We start from the raw sequence: 18,976 nt of genomic DNA, 5'->3' as shown, positions 1-18,976 counted from the left end.
AGAAATAAACGTGCCAGTCATAATTTAAATTTTTTGATCTTCGAGTATAATGTCGGCCGGCTGATGCCGAGCACTGCAGCGGATTTTTCAATGTTATGGTCATTGTTTTCGATGACCTGCCGGATATAATCCGCTTCGAGCCTGTCCACATACTCCTTCAGTTCGATATCACCTGCGGGGACGGAGTAGGCCGGGATGTTGTGGCTCTGTCCGACTTCCTGCAGATATTGATGGAAGATATCGTTATCCAGGGTGCTGCCGTTCGAGAAGATCACGAGCCGCTCGACCACATTGATGAGCTCCCGTGCATTGCCCGGCCATTCATATTCCCTGATCTGCCGGAGCAGTTCCTGGTCGGCATACATGAGATCGGTATTGTACTTATCGGATAACTGGAACAGATAATAGTAGAACAGCGATTCGATATCGTCCGGCCGTTCCCGGAGCGGCGGGATATGAATATTGATGACATTGATCCGGTAGAGCAGGTCGGAACGGAAGTTTTCGGAAGACAACAGTTCGGTGATTTTTTTATTGGTGGCGGAAACCAGCCTGAAATTCGTCGTCATCTCCTTCTTCCCGCCCAGCTTGAAATATTTCCTTTCCTGCAGTATGCGCAGGAACTTCACCTGCATATCGAGCGGCATCTCACCGATTTCATCAAGGAATAAAGTCCCATCCTCCGCAAGCTCTATCTTGCCCTTGTTGCCTTCTTTATTCGCGCCGGTGAAGGCACCCCTGTCATAGCCGAACAGTTCCGACTCGAACAATTCATTCGGGATCGCCCCGCAGTTGAGTGGAATCAGGTCGCCCCGAAGCCCGCTGGTCTTGTGTATCGCCTGGGCGAACAGTTCCTTACCGACGCCGGTTTCACCGGTAATCAGTATATTTGCATCCGTATGCGCAGCTTTCTCGATCTGGTTCTTCAGGTTTTCCATGATGGAGCTTTTGTAGATGATGTTTTTGAAGTGGTTGTCATTATTCAGATGTTTGACGTTATCACTTAAGATATCGACTTTGCTTTTGAGTGCTTCCATCTCTTTTTCTTTTTTGATCTGTGAAGTGACATCCACTTCGGAGACGACGGCGCCGAGGACTTCCCCGTCCACGGTGATCGGTTCCGCCTTGATATCCACATAGATATCCGGGGTTGCCTTATGGCGCTTCTTTTCAAAGGATTTATTCTCCCTCAAAGATTCCAGTATGAGCAGCTGGTCTTCGGAGAACACTTCCTTGATATCCTTGCCGATGACATCTTCATGCTTCAGGTTGAATATTTCGGATGCACGGTCACTCCAGTAAATCAGTTTCTCGTCTTTATCAATGATCGTGAACGAATGGTTGTAAAAATTGATGAGGGCTTCAATCATTTTCTTTTCAATCATAACTATCTCCTCTGTAAACTTTATTATACTTATTATAAGATTCTTTACACTTTATCACAAACGATAATAATATCTTCATGTTTAAAGCTGGCACGCTTATTTCTTATATACAGTTAAAGGAGGGAGTGGCATATTGACCAGTCATTTTGATGTAATGATCATCGGCGGCGGCATCATCGGTGCAAGCATCGCCTATTACACCGCGAAAAAAGGATTGAATGTGGGGATGATCGAAAAGTATACGGTCGCTTCAGGCACGACTTCAAAGTGCGACGGCAACGTCCTGCTGATTGATAAGGAGCCGGGCTTCGACAGCAGGATGGCAATCCAGAGCCAGGCGCTCATCAAGGAATTGTCGGAAGAGCTTGAAATGCCGTTCGAATTCAGGCATCCGGGCAGCATCTTCCTCTGTGCCAATGAGGAGGAACTGGAGCAGGCTTATATATGGGTCGACCGGCACAATCAGGCGAACGGTGAGCAGCGGTTCTTCAATAAGCTCACAAAAGAGGATCTGAAGAATGATTCCAAGCATTTTTCGGATCATCTGACCGGCGGGCTCGAGTGCACGAATGATTCGACCGTGAATCCGTATATGCTGACATTCTCGTTGATCAATGAAGCGGAAAAATATGATTTCTCTTTATATGAACATTCACCGGTCACCGATATTAAAAAGATGGATGTGGAAACGTTTAAAATATACTCCAATGAAAAATCCTTCACTGCGAATAAAGTGATCAATGCAGGCGGCATTTACGCACCTGAAATCAGCAGGATGCTCGATATCGATCTGCCGATCACACCGAGGAAGGGCCATATACTCGTGGCATCACGGACGGAGCTGATGGGCACACGGAAAATCCAGGAGTTCGGATATTTGATGACGAAGTTCGGACGGGAGCGGATCGCACCGAAAGCGATGAATGATTATGGCATTGCCCTGGTGCATGAACCGACGGAGAGCCAGAATTTCCTAATGGGGAGCAGCCGTGAATTCACCGGCTTCGATACGAAGGTCAATCCTCACGTCATCCGTCTGATTGCAGAACGGGCGATCGAATACTTCCCGAAGATGAAGGATCTGAACATCATCCGCTCTTATGCCGGACTCAGGCCGTGGACGCCCGATCACCTGCCGATCATATCCGGTACGGATATCGGAAATTACTATATTGCGGCAGGGCATGAGGGTGACGGGATTGGGCTCAGCGCCATCACCGGCAGATGGATGAGTGACATGGTGACCGGCTCGCTCACTGAAGACATCAGTCCGCTCAGCCTGTCGAGATTCAAGGAGGCAGCTTTATGAACATCAATGCAAAACAGTTTTTGACCATCGATACACATACGGGCGGCAATCCGACACGGACAGTCCTCACCGGCATGCCGGAATTGAAGGGGGAGACTATCCAGGAGAAGATGCTCGATATGAAGGAGAACCATGACCATATCCGGAAATTCCTGGTCTACCCGCCGCGGGGTCATGATGTGATGAGCAGTACGATCGTGCTCCCGCCTTTGAAGGAGGAAGCGGATTTCAGTGTGATATTTGCTGAAACCGGCGGTTACCTGCCGATGTGCGGGCATGACACGATCGGCACGTGCACGGCACTCGTCGAGCTTGGCTATGTGGAAGTGACCGAGCCGTATACGACCGTAGTGCTGGATACCCCGGCGGGCGTCGTCGAAGCGGAATGCAAAGTGGCAGACGGCAAAGTCGAGGAAGTGACTTTCGCCAGCACGGATGCGTTCCATCTGAAGACGGTGTATGTCGATTACAAGGACAGGAAGGACATCAAATGTGATATCGCCTACGGCGGCAACTTCTACGGCATTATCGATGCAGCCGACCTCGGACTCACGCTTGATGTCGGGGCCTCCGAGGAGATCGTCTCGGTCGCCATGGCGCTCAGGGATGCGATCAATGAGCAGCATGAAATACAGCACCCCGAATTCCCGTTCATCGACAAACTGACCCATATGGAACTGTATGAGCCGGGGGAAGTGACGAAGAATGCCGTCATCGTGCCGCCGGGCGGCATCGACCGCTCGCCGTGCGGCACGGGGACATGCGCCAAAGTGTCGACCCTGCATAAGGACGGTATGCTCGGACCTGATGAAGAATTCATCCACGAAAGCATCACAGGTTCGCGGTTCAGGGCGAAGCTGCTCAGCACAAGGGAGGAGGCGGGTATCTCCTTCAACAGGATATCCATCACGGGTTCCGCCTGGATAATGGGCCGGCATGATTTTTATTATCATGAAGACGATCCGTTGAACGAGGGATATCTTCTGATACCCGAAATATAAGGAGGTGGAAAAGTGATTCGGAAAGTGATCAACAGCCATGATATCCATATCAACGGACAGCTGCTCAGAATTGTGCATCAAGATGAGCTGCAAGGCATCGTTGAGGGATATGATAATGTCGACCTGCTCCTGAATGAACCGCGCGGCAGCAAATATGTAAATCTGATCATCCACGATTCGGAGCTGAATGTCGAAATGCATTCCGGTTCCGTGATCGATAACAAGGATATGCTTTTGAAGGGTTTCCTCTGTTCGTTGCTGGAACGGGGGAGCATCAGCCGGGCTGAAGCGTACCATATACACGAGGGTGATGCCCGGTATACTTATTCCCATGAGGATCTCGGTCATGAAGTGATCCATGAGGTCACAGAAGATGCCTGCATCCATCATGTGAACGGCAAGAGGGTCGCCGTTGAAGCGGTCGATTTCGAACTGTCGATAGAGAACATCGCGGCAGTGAAGGAATATGTCAAAGCCGTGGAAGATTTTTCAGGCTATAAAGTATTGGTCCATAAAGATATGCATGCAGTCATCAATGAAGAGAAGGTGATCATTGCATATCCTGTGAGCGAAGTGGTTTCCGTCCTGAACCGGCACTTTGGCAAGAGAGAGATCAGGACATTGAATTCAAGTCTTATAAAAGTTCAAGGGGATCGATTTCGATTCAGGCATTTCCTGATATCGAATTCTCAATTTTATATTGATGATTCCGATATATATTCAAAGGGGTTTGTCATTAGATAGATGAAAACAAGGGGGAAGGACATGAACAATGTGAATACAGAAAAGAGACTGCCCAGTGTAACGATGCTGATTGCAATCATGATTATATTCGTCGTGGTGATGTTCGGTTCAATAGTAATCCTGGAACTGCCGATCCAGCTGGCGCTTCTGCTGGTCTGGTTCGTCATAATGGGGTTCGGGATTTATCTGAAATACTCTTATTTTGAGATGGAACGCGGCCTGTTGAAAGGCATCTATGAGGGGATGGGTGCGACACTCATACTGATTGCGGTCGGGGCCCTCATCGGATCGTGGATCGCCGGCGGTGTGGTGCCGACGATGATCTACTTCGGCCTAAGCATCATCAGCCCGGGCATATTCCTGATGGCTGCAATGATCATCTGCGCAATCACATCACTGGCCACGGGTACATCATTCGGTTCAGCCGGGACGGCGGGGATTGCGATGATGGGCATCGGGGAAAGCTTCGGGCTGCCGGTCGCGCTGGTCGCCGGTGCCGTATTGTCCGGGTGTTACGTCGGGGATAAAATGTCGCCGCTTTCGGACACGACGGTGATGACGGCTTCACTGTCGAATGTTGATGTATTCAGGCATATCAAATCGATGGCATTCGTATCGGTTCCGGCATTCATCATCGCAGCGATACTGTACTGGGTGGTCGGCATGTTCATCATGGAAGGCAGCGGGGACTTGACGATCGCGGAAAACACGATGGCGAACCTGCAGGATACATTCAATATTTCCTGGATCATGCTCATACCGGCGGCAGTAGTCGTGGCGATGCTCATATTCAAATTGCCTTCAGTGCCGGTGATCATCTTCGGTGCACTTCTTGGCAGCATCTGGGCAGCCTTGTTCCAGGGTTACGGCATCATAGAAGCACTTGAGACGATGTATACCGGAAGCGGTGTCTCGACGGGCATCGAGTTCATCGATAACCTGCTCGACCGCGGTGGCATCACGTTCATGCTGGATGTCATACTGCTCATCATCCTTGCGCTCGGCGTCGGCGGCCTGCTGCAGACGATCGGTGCGTTCAAAGTCATCGGGGATATATTCGCAAAATGGGCGACAAGCACAGGGAATTTGACGGTCACGACGATGCTTGCATCATTTTTCGGTGTATTCTTTGGCGGGGCGGCATATGTCTCACTGCTTACAGGAACCAAGATCACCGAAGAAAACTACAACAGACAGGGCGTCAGCCGGACGCTGCTTTCACGTAACGTCGAGGCAGGCGGCACGGTGACCACACCGATGGTGCCGTGGTCCGACGGCGGGGTGTTCATGGCAGCCACACTTGGTGTCGCGACACTCGCTTACCTGCCGTTTTTCTGGTATGCATTTTTGGTCATCATCATCAGTCTGATTTACGGTTATGCAGGATTATTCATAATGAAGAAAGACAAATATGAAATGGAGAGGGATAAAGAACATGCAGAAGAAATTTGAGGGAGTATTCCCTGTACTGATCACACCAATGAACGAGGACTACAGCGTAAACTATGAAGGGTTGAAGGAGAACGTCCAGCATTTCCTAGACCAGAAAGTCGCCGGCATCATCATCGTCGGCTCGACGGGGGAATTCGCCGCACTCGATGATGAGGAGAAGGAGAAAATCATCACACAGGTGAGCGACCAGATCGAGGGGCATGACACCCAGCTGCTCGTCGGCATCGCCGATGAGCGCACGGATAAGGTGATCGAGTATGCGAAATTCGTCGAACAGACGAACGCCGACGGGCATCTCCTGATCAACTCGTTCTATATGACGCCGACCGAGGAGGAGGCGTTCCACCAGTTCAAGGACGTCAATGACGTCGTTACGAAGCCGATCATGATGTACAACAACCCGTTCACGGCGAATGTGGATCTGGAGAACGAGACGATCTACAAGATCGACAAGGAACTGGATAAAGTGCAGTACATCAAGGAATCGACGGGCGACATCCGTAAGGTGCGCACGCTGGTCGAAAATACGGACCTCGTGATGTTCTGCGGCTCGGATGACCTGGCGTATGAATCCTTCGCCGTCGGTGCGACGGGCTGGGTGTCGGTGGCGGCGAACATCGCACCGAACAGCGCTTCAAAGCTGTATGAGCTGATGAAGGCGGGCGACTATGAGGCAGCCAGGGCGCTGAATAAAGACCTGCTCCCACTGTGCGAGTTCCTCGAGGACTCGGGCAAATACGTCCAGATCGTCAAGAAGGCGATGGATCTGAAAGGTTTGAACGGCGGCCCGTCAAGGAAGCCGAGGCTCGGGCTCACAAATGAGGAAGTGGAGAAGCTGAAGGGTCTCATGGAGAAGCTGGATTAATTGAAAGCAAGGGCCGTTTAGCCTTCAACCGTTAAAATTTACAGGTGAATAGAATGATTTCTGCTGAGGTTCGTACTTATTCGAACCTCAGTTTTTTATGCGCGGAGTCGGCCGGACGGCGCCTCATAGGGTGCTCCGATACAACAGGAGATTTGATAGCGCGCTCTGCGATGCAGGTGGCGGTGTTCCCATTCTCAACCTAAATTCTGACGTCAAGAATCACATGTCAATTATATGCCATTAATTCCTTGATCGTGGTTATGAAAAATAGCAGCAACTGGGTTACAATGACCATATATACAAATTTTGGATAGGAGTGACGATATGGAAAGGAAGCAATGGCATGCTGGACGGGAGGAGGAAGTGCTGCGGCATTTTTCTGTAGAAAAGTCACAAGGGCTGAGCGAGGAGGACATCGCCAGGAACTTGGAAACCCATGGCAGGAATGTGCTCCCGAAACCGGAAAAGGTGCCCGAATGGCGAAAGTTTCTGGGACATTTCAATGACGTCCTCATTTATGTACTTCTCGCTGCCGCAGTAGTGACTGCTGTGCTCGGCCACCTCATTGACACAGCTGTAATCCTCGCCGTCGCCATCATCAATGCGATAATCGGTTATGTACAGGAGAACAGGGCTGAAAAGGCGCTGGAAGGCATACAGAACATGCTGTCCAGTGATGCAACGGTCATCCGGGAGGGGAAGAGGCTCGAAATCCCTGCTGATGAGGTGGTGCCGGGGGACATTGTGATTTTCAAAGCCGGCGACCGCCTCCCGGCAGATGTCCGGCTCATAGAAGCAAATAATCTTAAAGTGGAAGAGTCTGCTTTGACCGGGGAATCATTGGCAGTACAGAAGCAGACAGCTGCAATCGATGCGGACGCAGTCCTTGGCGACCAGGTGAATATGGCATTTTCCGGAACTTCCATTGCTTCCGGTTCAGGCAGAGGTGTAGTGGTGGCCACCGGTGAACAAACGGAGCTTGGGAAGATCAACACTTCGATGGTCGAGACGGAACAGCTTCAGACCCCATTACTCAGACAGACTGCTCAATTCGGTAAGACCATCAGTTTCATCATATTACTTATAGCAGCAGTCAGCTTCATTTATGGTTATGTCTTCCATGATTACCCGACGACTGAACTGCTCCTTGCAGTGATTTCCCTCGCAGTGGCAGCAATTCCTGAAGGTCTGCCCGCCATTCTCTCCATCATCCTTGCACTTGGTGTACAGACCATGGCTGGGAATAATGCGATTGTTAAAAATCTTCCGTCTGTCGAGACCTTGGGCGCGGTATCGGTCATCTGCTCGGATAAGACCGGGACTTTGACCAGGAATGAAATGACGGTCACCTCTATCCACCTTCAGGGTGCTGACTACAGTGTGACCGGCACCGGTTATGCACCTCACGGGGAAATAGTGGCGGGGAAAACAGCTGACGATCCGGACCCCCTTAAAGAGTTTCTGACCTGCATAAAGACAGTCAATGAAACCAGCCTCGGAAAGAATGAGGAAACCGGACAATGGGAAATCAGTGGGGAACCGACAGAAGGATGTCTTCTGACTGTAGCGGAAAAGGCTGAGATCGATATTCCTGCACTTCCTCCAATCGATAAGATTCCATTTGATTCCGAGTACAAGTATATGGCTTATCTGGTTGAGAATGAGGGCGCAAAACGTCTCTACGTCAAAGGCGCACCGGACAGGCTGCTCGATATGTCATATTCTGACGCGGACGATGAAAACAGGATGGTATGGGAGGAAAAGCTTGTCCAAATTGCAGGCGAGGGCAAGCGTATGCTTGGGGCAGCGTATAAGGATATGCCCCCGGAAACATCGGAGATCACCCACGAAGATCTCACTGATGGTATGAATCTGCTTGGTTTTGCCGGCATCATCGACCCGCCGAGGGAAGAGGCGATCCTTGCAGTTGAGGAATCCAAGAGGGCCGGAATCACCGTAAAAATGATCACAGGCGATCATAAGGATACAGCAATCGCCATCGGCAGGCAGCTTGGCATCGGCGACGGCCAGCGTGCGATTGAAGGCCAGGAGCTGGATGCCATGACGGAAGGCGAATTAGCTCATGCCGCTTTGGAATACGATATTTTTGCGAGAACCAGTCCGCAGAACAAGCTGCAGCTGGTCACCGCACTTCAAAAGGAAGGGCAGATCACCTCCATGACGGGGGATGGTGTCAATGACGCACCTGCGCTCAAGCGGGCGGATATTGGTGTGGCCATGGGCATCAAAGGGACTGAAGTCTCCAAGGAGGCTGCCCGTATGATTCTCGTCGATGACAACTTTGAAACCATCGTAAAGGCGGTAAGGGAAGGCCGGCGTGTCTATGACAACCTGAAAAAGACCATACTATTCATACTGCCTACGAACGGCGCCGAGGCATTCCTGATTCTTGCAGCGCTCATGTTCGGACTGACGATGCCCCTTACACCTGTACAGATCCTATGGGTCAATATGGTCGTATCCGTCACCGTATCGCTCGCCCTCGCGTTTGAAAAGCTCGAGCCAAGCAGCATGAAACGGCCGCCAAGACCACCTGAGACCAGACTTCTAAGCGGGTATTACATTTTCAGGATTGCGCTTGTCTCCCTGCTTGTAGGCGGGGGAATACTGCTTATGAACCTGGAGCTTCATGATCTGGGGTACCCGGCCGAAGTCATCAACACGGTGACACTTCAGTCCATTGTATTTGCCCAGCTGTTTCATCTGTATAATTGCCGGAGCGAAGTGGACTTTGCCCTGAACCGGAACTTTTTCACAAACCGCATCGCATTCATGGTTTCAGGACTGCTCGTCCTCCTTCAGATCGGGGTGACGTACCTGCCGTTCATGAACACAATCCTCGGCACTGTACCAATCGGCCTTGAATACTGGCTCATACCGATCGCAATTGGCATCAGCGTATTCATCCTGATAGAAATCGAGAAGTGGATTACACGCTCCATCATGAAAAGAAAACCCCTTACCACTGATAAGTAGGAGGTTATAGCTCAATTTGCCCCCGGCCTTTTTCATAAATTAAAGAGGCCGGGTTAATTTTGAGCTTTTTCCAACATCTGATTCTTATACTTATTGACGGTGCGCCTTGAAAGTTTGATGCCGAGTTCGTTCAACATCATGGAGATTTTATTGTCCGGAAGCTTCTGATGGTCTTCGATATTCCGGATGATATGTTTTACATGACTGACGGAATATCCCTTGTAACACCGCCTCGACAACAGGGTCTGGATCGGGAGCATCCCGCGCGGGGTGGATATGTATTTGCCCGAGACCAGGCGGCTGACCGTCGCAGGGCTGAGATTGGTGGATTCAGCGAGCATCGTCTGATCGAGCGGCTTCAAATAATCGCATCTTCCACTCAAATATTCCTTTTGGACATCACAAATGATGTTCAATATTTTCAGCATGTAAATCTTCCTTGCATTCAACATGGAAACCAGTTCTAAATACTCATCCCGGTAAGATTTCAGCTTCTCCGAGAAGCCTGTATCACCTTCTGACAGATAAATCGGCTCATGGGTGATGCTTTCCGTCAAATAATCGTCGATGCTGATTGTGAGGATGCCTCTGTCCAGTCTGATGAAGCCTTCAGGCACGATTTCGATGGATGCTTCCCCGTCGAGGGGAGAGAGGCGGCATGTTTTGATACGGTTTTCCATATAATCAAGGAAAATATCTTCATTAATATCCAGCTTTTTTAAAAAATTCAAGTTGCCGGAGCTGATCTCGGGAAGATGATTTTTAAAGGCGGAAAACAGCTGTTCATCATACGTACCCTCCGCCTTCAGTTGAAATTCAATGAAGTCGATCGCCCCGGCAGATCCTGCCCCTTTTGAATCATATGCCTGGAGCAGTCCGATCAGATGCCGGACCTGTTTGATGGACGCACCGGTCATCGAAGCGAGCTCCTGCGGTGCTGTATCCAGGAAACCTTTTGGTGACAGTGAGGCGATGATGGCATCCATGACCTGCCGTTCCCCTGAGGTAAGGGTGCAGTTGAAATGAGTGGTGATTTCATCAAGAAAACCATCACCGTCATATGTATGGGCGGGGAGGCGGTGGTGGTCCTCGATGGATATCAGAGGATTGGCATGGCATTTATCCATCACATACTTATGCAGTTCAGTGGGTGTATACTTGAAGATATTGATCGAGTTGATGATATATGTATTCAGTGAGATGCTGGCTTCGGTATTGATATTCAATAAAATCACGGGGGACCCTCCTTACATCCGTCATTTTCAGATAATTCTATCCTTTTATGGAAGCGGTGTCAAACAGGTCGGGAAGGATATTTTAGTATGCGGGCGCCGTTTGTTATACTGGTATCGATGAACCAAATAAATGTACGGAGATGATAATGTGAAAACGGTGATTTTTCAATTTGAAGTGGCTGAAGGCAACTATGAAAAAAACCTGGAAAAAGTGAAGCGTATGTTCAAGGAACATGAACCGGAAAAAGGCAGCATCGTTGTTCTGCCTGAAATGTGGTCAAGCGGGTATGACCTGTCCAATATAGGGGATCATGCATTTCACGACCTTGAAGGTGTGAAGGGTGAAATCGAAAAGCTGGCCGTGGATTATGAGGTGAATATCGTTGCCGGATCCGTCCCGAACATCAAGTCGGGGGATGATGTGCTGAATACGGCTTTCGTCGTCGACAGCAGCGGGGAATTCCTCCATGAATACTCCAAGATCCATCTGGTGCCGATGCTGAAGGAGCCTGAGTATCTGACAGGCGGTGATGCATCAGTGGAGACGTTCAACCTGCTGGGTGATAAGGCGGGTCTCGTCATATGTTATGACCTCAGGTTCCCTGAATTGTTCAGGGACCTTGCACTCGAGGATGCAAAAGTGATCTTCGTCGTCGCCGAATGGCCGGCGGAAAGGACGGAACACTGGCTGACCCTCCTGAAGGCGAGGGCGATTGAGAACCAGTGTTACATCGTCGGCTCCAATACATTCGGGAAACAGCCGAACGGCACGACATTCGCCGGCAACAGCATCATCGTCAACCCGTTCGGGGAAGTGCTTGCGCAGGGTGCAGCAGATGCAGAAGAAGTCGTGGAAGCGGATATTGACCTGGAATATATCGCAGAAGTCAGGGAAGATGTACCGATATTCAAGAGCAGGAGAAGGGACATGTATAAATTCCTGTAACTATAACAAATAAATACTAATATTTAATATGGAAAAATAATTTCAAGAAAATCCGTACGTTTACTTTGATGAAGCATCAAGGGAGAAAGCGTACGGATTTTAATATTGAACTTTAATGAAAATATTTTTTATAATCTCCTCGATACTTAATTGCTTACTTTTATGAACTATTAAATGTAATTAAAAGAATATTCAAATGATATTTTATTTTCAAAATAATCCATTGACAATTGTTACAATATAATGTAAGTTTGTTAAAAATAAGAGAACTAAGAGGAGGTTTAAAAATTACATATTACAACGTTTTAGATGAAGCTTTAAAGATTAAAGAAGACTTAGTTAGGTGGAGAAGGCATTTACACAAGAATCCAGAACTCTCTTTTGAAGAATACGAAACAAATAAATTTGTAAAAAATTTATTAGAAAAATGGGGATATACATCCATTAGTTCTATTGCAAAAACTGGATTGGTTGTAAATATCAAAGGGAAAGAAGAAGGGGCTACTATAGCTTTACGCGCAGATATGGATGCGCTTCCAATTAACGATGAAAAACAAGTGTCCTATGCTTCGAAGAAGGAAAACATTGCTCACTTATGTGGTCATGATGCACATACATCAATTTTACTGGGAGTAGCTGAACTGTTTTCAAAGATTGAATTGGAAAAAGGAAATATAAAATTAATTTTTCAACCCGCGGAAGAAGGTTTTGCTGGAGCTAAATATATGGTTGAAGAAGGCGTATTGAAGAATCCAGATGTTAATGCAATCGCCGGATTACATGTTCATCCTACTGCTCAAACTGGTGAAATCACTGTTGCCAAAGATATAGCAATGGCTACTTCAGATCAAATTGATATAGAAATCATCGGAAAAGGCGGGCATGCTGCACATCCTCACCTCAGTATAGATCCCATTGCAATAACCTCGATAGTAATATCGTCATTGCAGCAAGTTGTCAGCCGCTCAATTGATCCTCTTGAACCGGTGGTAGTAACTATAGGGAAAGTGCAAGGTGGTTATAAGAGAAATATTATAGCTCCATCAGTAAAGCTAGAAGGGACGGTTAGAATATTAAATAAAGATTTAAGAGAAGATGTGCGAAAAATTATTAAAGAGCACATTGAAGGCATTTGTAATGGGATGGGGGCGGATTATGAATTTAATTATACAGAGGGCTATCCATCCGTTGTAAATGATAATAACTTGATTCAAGACTTAGCGAAAGTATCAAATGAGATTTTGGGTCAAAATACGATGTCAATTGTAAAGCCTAGTATGGGAGGGGAAGATTTTTCATATTATACAGAAAAGGTACCTGGCTTATTTTTTAGGCTAGGGACACGAAATGAAAATAAGCAGACAAATTTTCCAAACCATCATCCCTTGTTTGATATTGATGAGGATGCCTTGCCTTATGGAGTAGCTTTATTAAGTGGATTCGCTTTAAATTATTTGAATGAAAATTAAGGAGTTGAGATTTATGGACAGTAAAAAATATTATTTGTTATTTCTTATGTCAATATTAGTATTAGTCCTGGCTGGATGTGGTGGCGATGAGGGCACTGAAGAGGAAACGGGTAATGCTGATGATCCAGAGACAACAGAAACAGAGGACAGTAATGGAGATGTGGAGGATGATTCCAATGGGGGAGCTGCGAATTCAGGTTCTAGTGATGATAGGACATTAACTATTGCACTGGGTACAGATATGGTCTCATTTGATATCCATGACCATGTAAATACTTCGACAGAAGCTGTGCACATCAACATGTTCAATTATTTGTTTAAAAGAGACAATGATAGTGGAGAAATCGAACCGGATTTAGCTGAAGATTATGAGGTGATTGACGATACAACGTGGGAGATTACTTTAAAAGAAGGTGTCCTCTTCCATAATGGAGATGAGCTGACATCTAATGATGTTAAATATACTTTAGAACGTGTAGCTGATGATTCAACTCTGCTGGAATATATAAATTACGAAGTTATTGATGAAGTAGAAGTTATCGATGACTATACATTAAGAATTCATACAGAAACACCGGATCCTGCTTTATTAAACAGAATATCACGTATAGGGTCGGGTATACTTCCTGCTGATTATATCGAAGAAGAGGGATTTGATCATTTCTTACAAAATCCTATTGGTACTGGCCCATTTCAATTTGTTGAATGGGTACGAGATGACCGAGTAGTTTTCGAAGTTTATGAAGATTATTTTGAAGGACAAAATGAAGAGTGGGACGAATTGGTGTTTAGAGTAATCCCTGAAAACTCTACTAGAGTATCAGAATTACTTACAGGGGGTGTTGACATTGCTACAAACATGCCACCTAGTGAGTGGGATAGAATAGAAAGTAGCGATTCAACTTACTTAGCTCAAGAAGTTTCGAATAGAACTATGATGGTATTTGTTAGACACACCGAGGGTTATCCTACTGAAGACAGAAGGGTAAGGGAAGCACTCGATTTGGCTATTGATAACCAAGCAATTACAGACAATCTGCTTGCTGGTGCTGGGGTTCCGACAATAACAAGAGTTGCTCCTGGTAATTTCGGATTTGCAGAACATCTTTATGAGACATACAACTACGATTTAGAAAGAGCTAGAGAATTATTAGACGAAGCGGGTTACCCGGATGGTTTCGAAATGACATTACACTCACCGAGAGGAAGATATTTACAGGATGCTGAGATTGCAGAGATGATAGCAGGTATGTGGAGTCAAATTGGCGTCACAGCTAATGTTGAATTTATGGAATGGAGCTCCTTTGTAGATATGCGGAGTGCAGGGGAAAATGAAGATGCATATATTCTCGCGCTAGGCAACTCAATGTTTGATGCCGCGAATGCTCTGGATTGGTATAACTATGAGCGTTTCGAAGGAGAAATTGATTACCATAACGAAGAAGTAGAAGCATTATTGGATGAAGCTGCACAAAACATGGACTTAGAAGAGAGAGAAGCTCAATATATTGAAGCTCAAGAGTTATTGGCGGAAGATGTTGCCCATCCAGTTTTACATCAGGAGTCTATAAACATTGGAGTCAATGAAAATATAGAATATCAGCCAACAATGGATGAAATGATTTATGTAGATACTATCAGTAGAAGATAAGTTTTAAGAGGATTGAGTTTTCCTCAATCCTCTTTTACTTTCATTACAAAGGATGGGATGACTATTAAATTTTTACTACGAAAAATTCTACAAATCTTACTGGTATTAATCATCATATCCTTTATAGTTTTTGGTTTAGTATATGTGGCGGGAGATCCCGTAGCATTGATGTTACCAGATGATGCATCACAAGAAGATGTAGAAATTTTACGAGAATCGATGGGGTTAAATGAGCCATTTATAGTTCAATATGGTTTATATCTGCTCAATATGTTGCAAGGAGATTTTGGAGAGTCCTATAGATATGGGCAAGATGCTATGTCAGTAGTGTTGGATCGTTTACCAGCAACCTTGGAATTAGCTATTGTTTCAATAATTTTAGCTATAGTAGTAGCTGTACCTTTAGGTGTCTGGTCAGCAACTAAGAAAAATACTAGTCTTGATTTGGTAGCTACAGGAGCAGCAGTTATTGGAAAAGCAATGCCAAACTTTTGGTTAGGTATAATGTTGATTTTAATATTTTCAGTTACTCTGAGTATTTTTCCTGTATCTGGAAGAGGCACTCCCGCTCATGTTGTTTTACCTGCTATTACATTAGCAACAGGTATTGCAGCCGAAATGACGCGACTTATTAGAAGTAGTATGGTGGAATCTTTAAGTCAAGATTATGTAAGAACAGCTAGAAGCAAGGGGTTAAGAAGCAGGATGGTAATCTATAAACATGCTTTTAGAAACTCTTTAATACCAGTAGTGACCATTATATTTCTTCAAACTTCTACATTGGTTGGAGGGACTTTGATTACAGAAACGGTCTTTGCGTGGCCGGGGCTAGGTCAATTATTAATTCAAGCTGTGAATACGAGAGATATGGCGATTGTTCAATCTAGCGTATTTGTTATAGCAATTCTTGTTATTTTAATGAATTTGATTGCGGACTTACTTTATCGAGTACTCGATCCCAGAATTAAATCTAAATAAGGAGGGTGAATCATGACTCACGAATCACATACTATAAGCAATGAAGTTCGCCCTAACTTAATAAAAAGACCTAGTGCTTTAAAAAAGTGGTGGAGATTACTTATAAGAAGTAAAACTGGAACTGTGGGTTTAATTATAGTGGTTACAGCCATTATTATTGCTCTATTAGCCCCAGTGTTAGCACCTCACAACCCTGCCGCTATTAATCCAGCTAATATGCTGACTCCACCTGTATGGATGGAAAATGGGACCACCGAACATATTCTTGGCACTGACAACTTGGGTAGAGATATTTTAAGCAGAATTCTTTACGGCTCTCAAGTATCATTGATTGTTGGTGTTTCCTCTGTTGTTTTAGCTGGAATAATAGGAGTAACTGTAGGCTTAATTGCTGGTTACTTTGGTGGATTTATTGATAGTGCTTTAATGAGGTTAGTAGATGCTTTTCTAGCTATACCTACCATTTTATTTGCGCTCGTTATACTTGCTGTTTTTGAACCCAGTGTATTTACTTTAATTATTGTATTAGGAATAACTAACTGGGTTGCTTATGCAAGATTAGTAAGAAGTGAAGCGCTATCAATTAAGGAAAGAGACTTTGTCCGGGCTGCACATTCAATTGGTGTAAGTAACTTTAAAATAATTACACGTCACTTGTTACCGAATGTTATTTCGTCATTCATAGTCATCTCCACATTAAGTGTAGCCACTACAATAATTTTAGAAGCTTCTTTAAGTTTCTTAGGCTTAGGAGTGCAACCGCCCACAGTTTCTTGGGGATCCATTCTAAGTGATGGAAGAGATTATTTAGCTACTAGCTGGTGGCTAGCCACATTTCCGGGAATAGCCATTACAGTCACAGTATTAGGCATAATATTCTTAGGTGATTGGCTTAGAGATGTACTCGATCCGAAATCCAAATAAAAGAAGGTGAGCGACTTGAACGAAAAACTATTAGAAATTAAAAATTTAAAAACATATTTCAAAACTGAAGAGGGTGAAATACCTTCAGTGGATGATGTTTCTTTTGAGATACGAAAAGAAGAAGTAGTAGCTGTAGTTGGGGAATCAGGGTCTGGTAAAAGTGTTACTTCATTATCTATTATGAAGCTCTTAGATGAAAATGGTTATATAAAAGAAGGCGAGATACTATTCGAGGAAGAAGATTTAACAAAACTCAGTGAATCTACAATGAGAAGGTTACGTGGTGATGATATTTCAATGATATTCCAAGAACCTCTGACCTCACTTAATCCAGTATTTACTATAGGTAACCAAATGGCTGAGTCTGTCAGGTTACATTTAAAAATGTCTAAGAAAGAAGCTAAGGAACATAGTATCAATATGCTGAAAAAAGTTGGAATTCCAAGAGCTGATAAGGTTATTGATATGTTCCCACATTCTTTAAGTGGAGGTATGAGACAGCGGGTAATGATTGCAATGGCATTGTCCTGTAATCCTAAATTAATTATTGCTGATGAACCTACAACTGCACTAGATGTAACTATACAAGCACAAATTTTGAGGTTGATGAAGGATATTGTAAAGGAACTCGAAACTTCTATCTTATTAATCACACATGATTTAGGTGTTGTGGCTGAAATGGCGGACAGAGTAGTAGTGATGTATGCAGGGCAAGTGGTAGAAGAGACTGATGTCTTTACTTTATTTAAAGAACCTAAGCATCCATATACAGTGGGGCTAATAGAAAGTACACCCAAGGTCACTGAGCTATATGAAAAATTGACCTCTATACCCGGTACTGTACCAAGTCCATTAGACTATCCAATAGGCTGTCGCTTTGCAGATAGATGTCCTCATGCAATGAGAGTCTGTATAGAAAGAGAACCGGCATATGAAGAAGTTGAAAATCATCATCATGTAAAGTGTTGGTTGCACCAAGAGGTGGAAAATGAGAGGGATCGAGAGAAGGTGAATGTTTAGATGAGTGAAGAAATACTTTTAGAAGTTAAAAATTTAAAAAAACATTTTGATGTATCAAAGGGAATATTTAATAAAGAGAAAAAATTTATATATGCTGTAGATGGTCTTGATTTTTTTGTTAAAAAGGGTGAGGTTTTAGGAATTGTAGGTGAATCTGGTTGTGGTAAATCTACTGCTGGTAATATGGTCGGACAGTTATTAGATCCGACAGAGGGAGAAATCTATTTTAAAGGTCAAAATTTATTAGAATTGAAACGAAAAGAATTATTAAAAGTGAGACCTGAAATTCAAATGATATTCCAAGATCCTTTTTCCTCTTTAAATCCAAGGATGAAAGTACTCGATATCATTGCAGAACCACTAAAAACACATACTAATAAGAATAATAAAGAAATAAAAGAAGAAGCCTTGGAGTTAATGGATGTCGTGGGGTTGAATAGAAGCTATATAAATAGATATCCACATGAATTCAGTGGAGGACAGAGACAGAGGATAGGAATCGCAAGAGCTATAGCTCTCAATCCTGATTTAGTAATTTGTGATGAACCCGTTTCAGCGCTTGATGTATCAATTCAATCACAAATATTGAATTTACTTCAAAAATTGCAAAAAGAACGTAATTTGACTTTCATTTTTATAGCACATGGCTTACCAGCTATTAAATATATTAGTGATAGGATTGCTGTAATGTATTTAGGTAAAATTGTAGAGATTGCTTCGAAAGAGGAAATTTTTGAAGGCGCAATACATCCTTACACAGAGGGATTGTTTTCAGCAGTCCCTATCCCGGATCCGACTGAGCGTGATAAAGAGAGAAAAATTATCGAGGGAGATATACCTAATCCGGAAAATCCGCCGTCAGGTTGTAATTTTCATACAAGATGTCCTTACGCACAACCAATCTGTAAAGAAAAAGAACCAGCTTTTGAAGAGAAAGTACCAGGACGTTTTGCCGCATGTCATTTCCCATTAAATGTGTAAGGACTTACTAAGATAATGA

At 44.9% G+C, this 18,976-nt stretch carries 15 protein-coding genes; 13 read left to right on the top strand and 2 right to left on the bottom strand.

What is annotated here, in order from left to right:
• Positions 1-17 precede the first annotated feature (17 nt).
• Positions 18-1,385, bottom strand: coding sequence for a sigma-54 interaction domain-containing protein (locus tag CRN96_RS08880; RefSeq protein WP_097041293.1), 1,368 nt, complete (start codon positions 1,383-1,385; stop codon positions 18-20).
• 130 nt (positions 1,386-1,515) lie between these two features.
• On the opposite strand from CRN96_RS08880, the gene CRN96_RS08875 reads away from it, so the two are divergent.
• The 6 genes from CRN96_RS08875 to CRN96_RS08850 all read left to right on the top strand — a co-directional run bounded on the left by CRN96_RS08875 (position 1,516) and on the right by CRN96_RS08850 (position 9,753).
• On the top strand, positions 1,516-2,694 hold the full coding sequence (locus tag CRN96_RS08875) for an NAD(P)/FAD-dependent oxidoreductase (RefSeq protein WP_097041291.1): 1,179 nt from the start codon (positions 1,516-1,518) through the stop codon (positions 2,692-2,694).
• Positions 2,691-3,695: a proline racemase family protein gene (locus tag CRN96_RS08870; protein ID WP_097041290.1), complete on the top strand. Its 1,005-nt coding sequence runs from the start codon at positions 2,691-2,693 to the stop codon at positions 3,693-3,695. Before CRN96_RS08875 ends, CRN96_RS08870 begins: the two co-directional genes overlap by 4 nt.
• A 12-nt stretch (positions 3,696-3,707) precedes the next feature.
• Positions 3,708-4,439: a hypothetical protein gene (locus CRN96_RS08865; RefSeq protein ID WP_097041287.1), complete on the top strand. Its 732-nt coding sequence runs from the start codon at positions 3,708-3,710 to the stop codon at positions 4,437-4,439.
• Positions 4,440-4,469: 30 nt separating this feature from the next.
• Complete coding sequence (gene nhaC, locus CRN96_RS08860; protein ID WP_097041573.1) at positions 4,470-5,891, top strand: Na+/H+ antiporter NhaC; 1,422 nt, start codon at positions 4,470-4,472, stop codon at positions 5,889-5,891.
• Positions 5,875-6,756, top strand: a complete 882-nt coding sequence (locus tag CRN96_RS08855) for a dihydrodipicolinate synthase family protein (RefSeq protein ID WP_097041285.1) — start codon at positions 5,875-5,877, stop codon at positions 6,754-6,756. Before nhaC ends, CRN96_RS08855 begins: the two co-directional genes overlap by 17 nt.
• 324 nt (positions 6,757-7,080) lie before the next feature.
• Positions 7,081-9,753, top strand: a complete 2,673-nt coding sequence (locus tag CRN96_RS08850) for a cation-transporting P-type ATPase (protein WP_097041283.1) — start codon at positions 7,081-7,083, stop codon at positions 9,751-9,753.
• 53 nt (positions 9,754-9,806) lie between these two features.
• Here CRN96_RS08850 and CRN96_RS08845 read toward each other — a convergent pair whose 3' ends face one another.
• Positions 9,807-10,988: an RNA polymerase factor sigma-54 gene (locus tag CRN96_RS08845; RefSeq protein WP_097041282.1), complete on the bottom strand. Its 1,182-nt coding sequence runs from the start codon at positions 10,986-10,988 to the stop codon at positions 9,807-9,809.
• Between the two features lie 148 nt (positions 10,989-11,136).
• On the opposite strand from CRN96_RS08845, the gene CRN96_RS08840 reads away from it, so the two are divergent.
• The 7 genes from CRN96_RS08840 to CRN96_RS08810 all read left to right on the top strand — a co-directional run bounded on the left by CRN96_RS08840 (position 11,137) and on the right by CRN96_RS08810 (position 18,957).
• Positions 11,137-11,934 (top strand): carbon-nitrogen family hydrolase, encoded by a 798-nt coding sequence (locus CRN96_RS08840; protein ID WP_245844600.1) that lies wholly within the window; start codon positions 11,137-11,139, stop codon positions 11,932-11,934.
• Positions 11,935-12,185: 251 nt separating this feature from the next.
• Positions 12,186-13,403: a M20 metallopeptidase family protein gene (locus tag CRN96_RS08835; RefSeq protein ID WP_245844599.1), complete on the top strand. Its 1,218-nt coding sequence runs from the start codon at positions 12,186-12,188 to the stop codon at positions 13,401-13,403.
• 13 nt (positions 13,404-13,416) lie between these two features.
• Positions 13,417-15,054, top strand: coding sequence for an ABC transporter substrate-binding protein (locus tag CRN96_RS08830; RefSeq protein ID WP_097041278.1), 1,638 nt, complete (start codon positions 13,417-13,419; stop codon positions 15,052-15,054).
• A gap of 57 nt (positions 15,055-15,111) precedes the next feature.
• Positions 15,112-16,032: an ABC transporter permease gene (locus tag CRN96_RS08825; RefSeq protein ID WP_097041276.1), complete on the top strand. Its 921-nt coding sequence runs from the start codon at positions 15,112-15,114 to the stop codon at positions 16,030-16,032.
• 12 nt (positions 16,033-16,044) lie between these two features.
• Complete coding sequence (locus CRN96_RS08820) at positions 16,045-16,956, top strand: ABC transporter permease (RefSeq protein ID WP_097041274.1); 912 nt, start codon at positions 16,045-16,047, stop codon at positions 16,954-16,956.
• 15 nt (positions 16,957-16,971) lie between these two features.
• The gene (locus CRN96_RS08815; protein ID WP_097041272.1) at positions 16,972-17,976 is read left to right on the top strand and encodes an ABC transporter ATP-binding protein; all 1,005 of its coding nucleotides are present in this window, start codon (positions 16,972-16,974) and stop codon (positions 17,974-17,976) included.
• On the top strand, positions 17,977-18,957 hold the full coding sequence (locus CRN96_RS08810; RefSeq protein ID WP_097041270.1) for an ABC transporter ATP-binding protein: 981 nt from the start codon (positions 17,977-17,979) through the stop codon (positions 18,955-18,957).
• Positions 18,958-18,976 lie beyond the last annotated feature (19 nt).

The sequence above is a fragment of the Salinicoccus kekensis genome, assembly GCF_900220995.1.
Classification (GTDB): Bacteria; Bacillota; Bacilli; order Staphylococcales; family Salinicoccaceae; genus Lacicoccus; species Lacicoccus kekensis.
The sequence above is the reverse complement of the archived record's forward strand: the minus strand, read 5'-3'. Positions and strand labels throughout refer to the sequence as shown.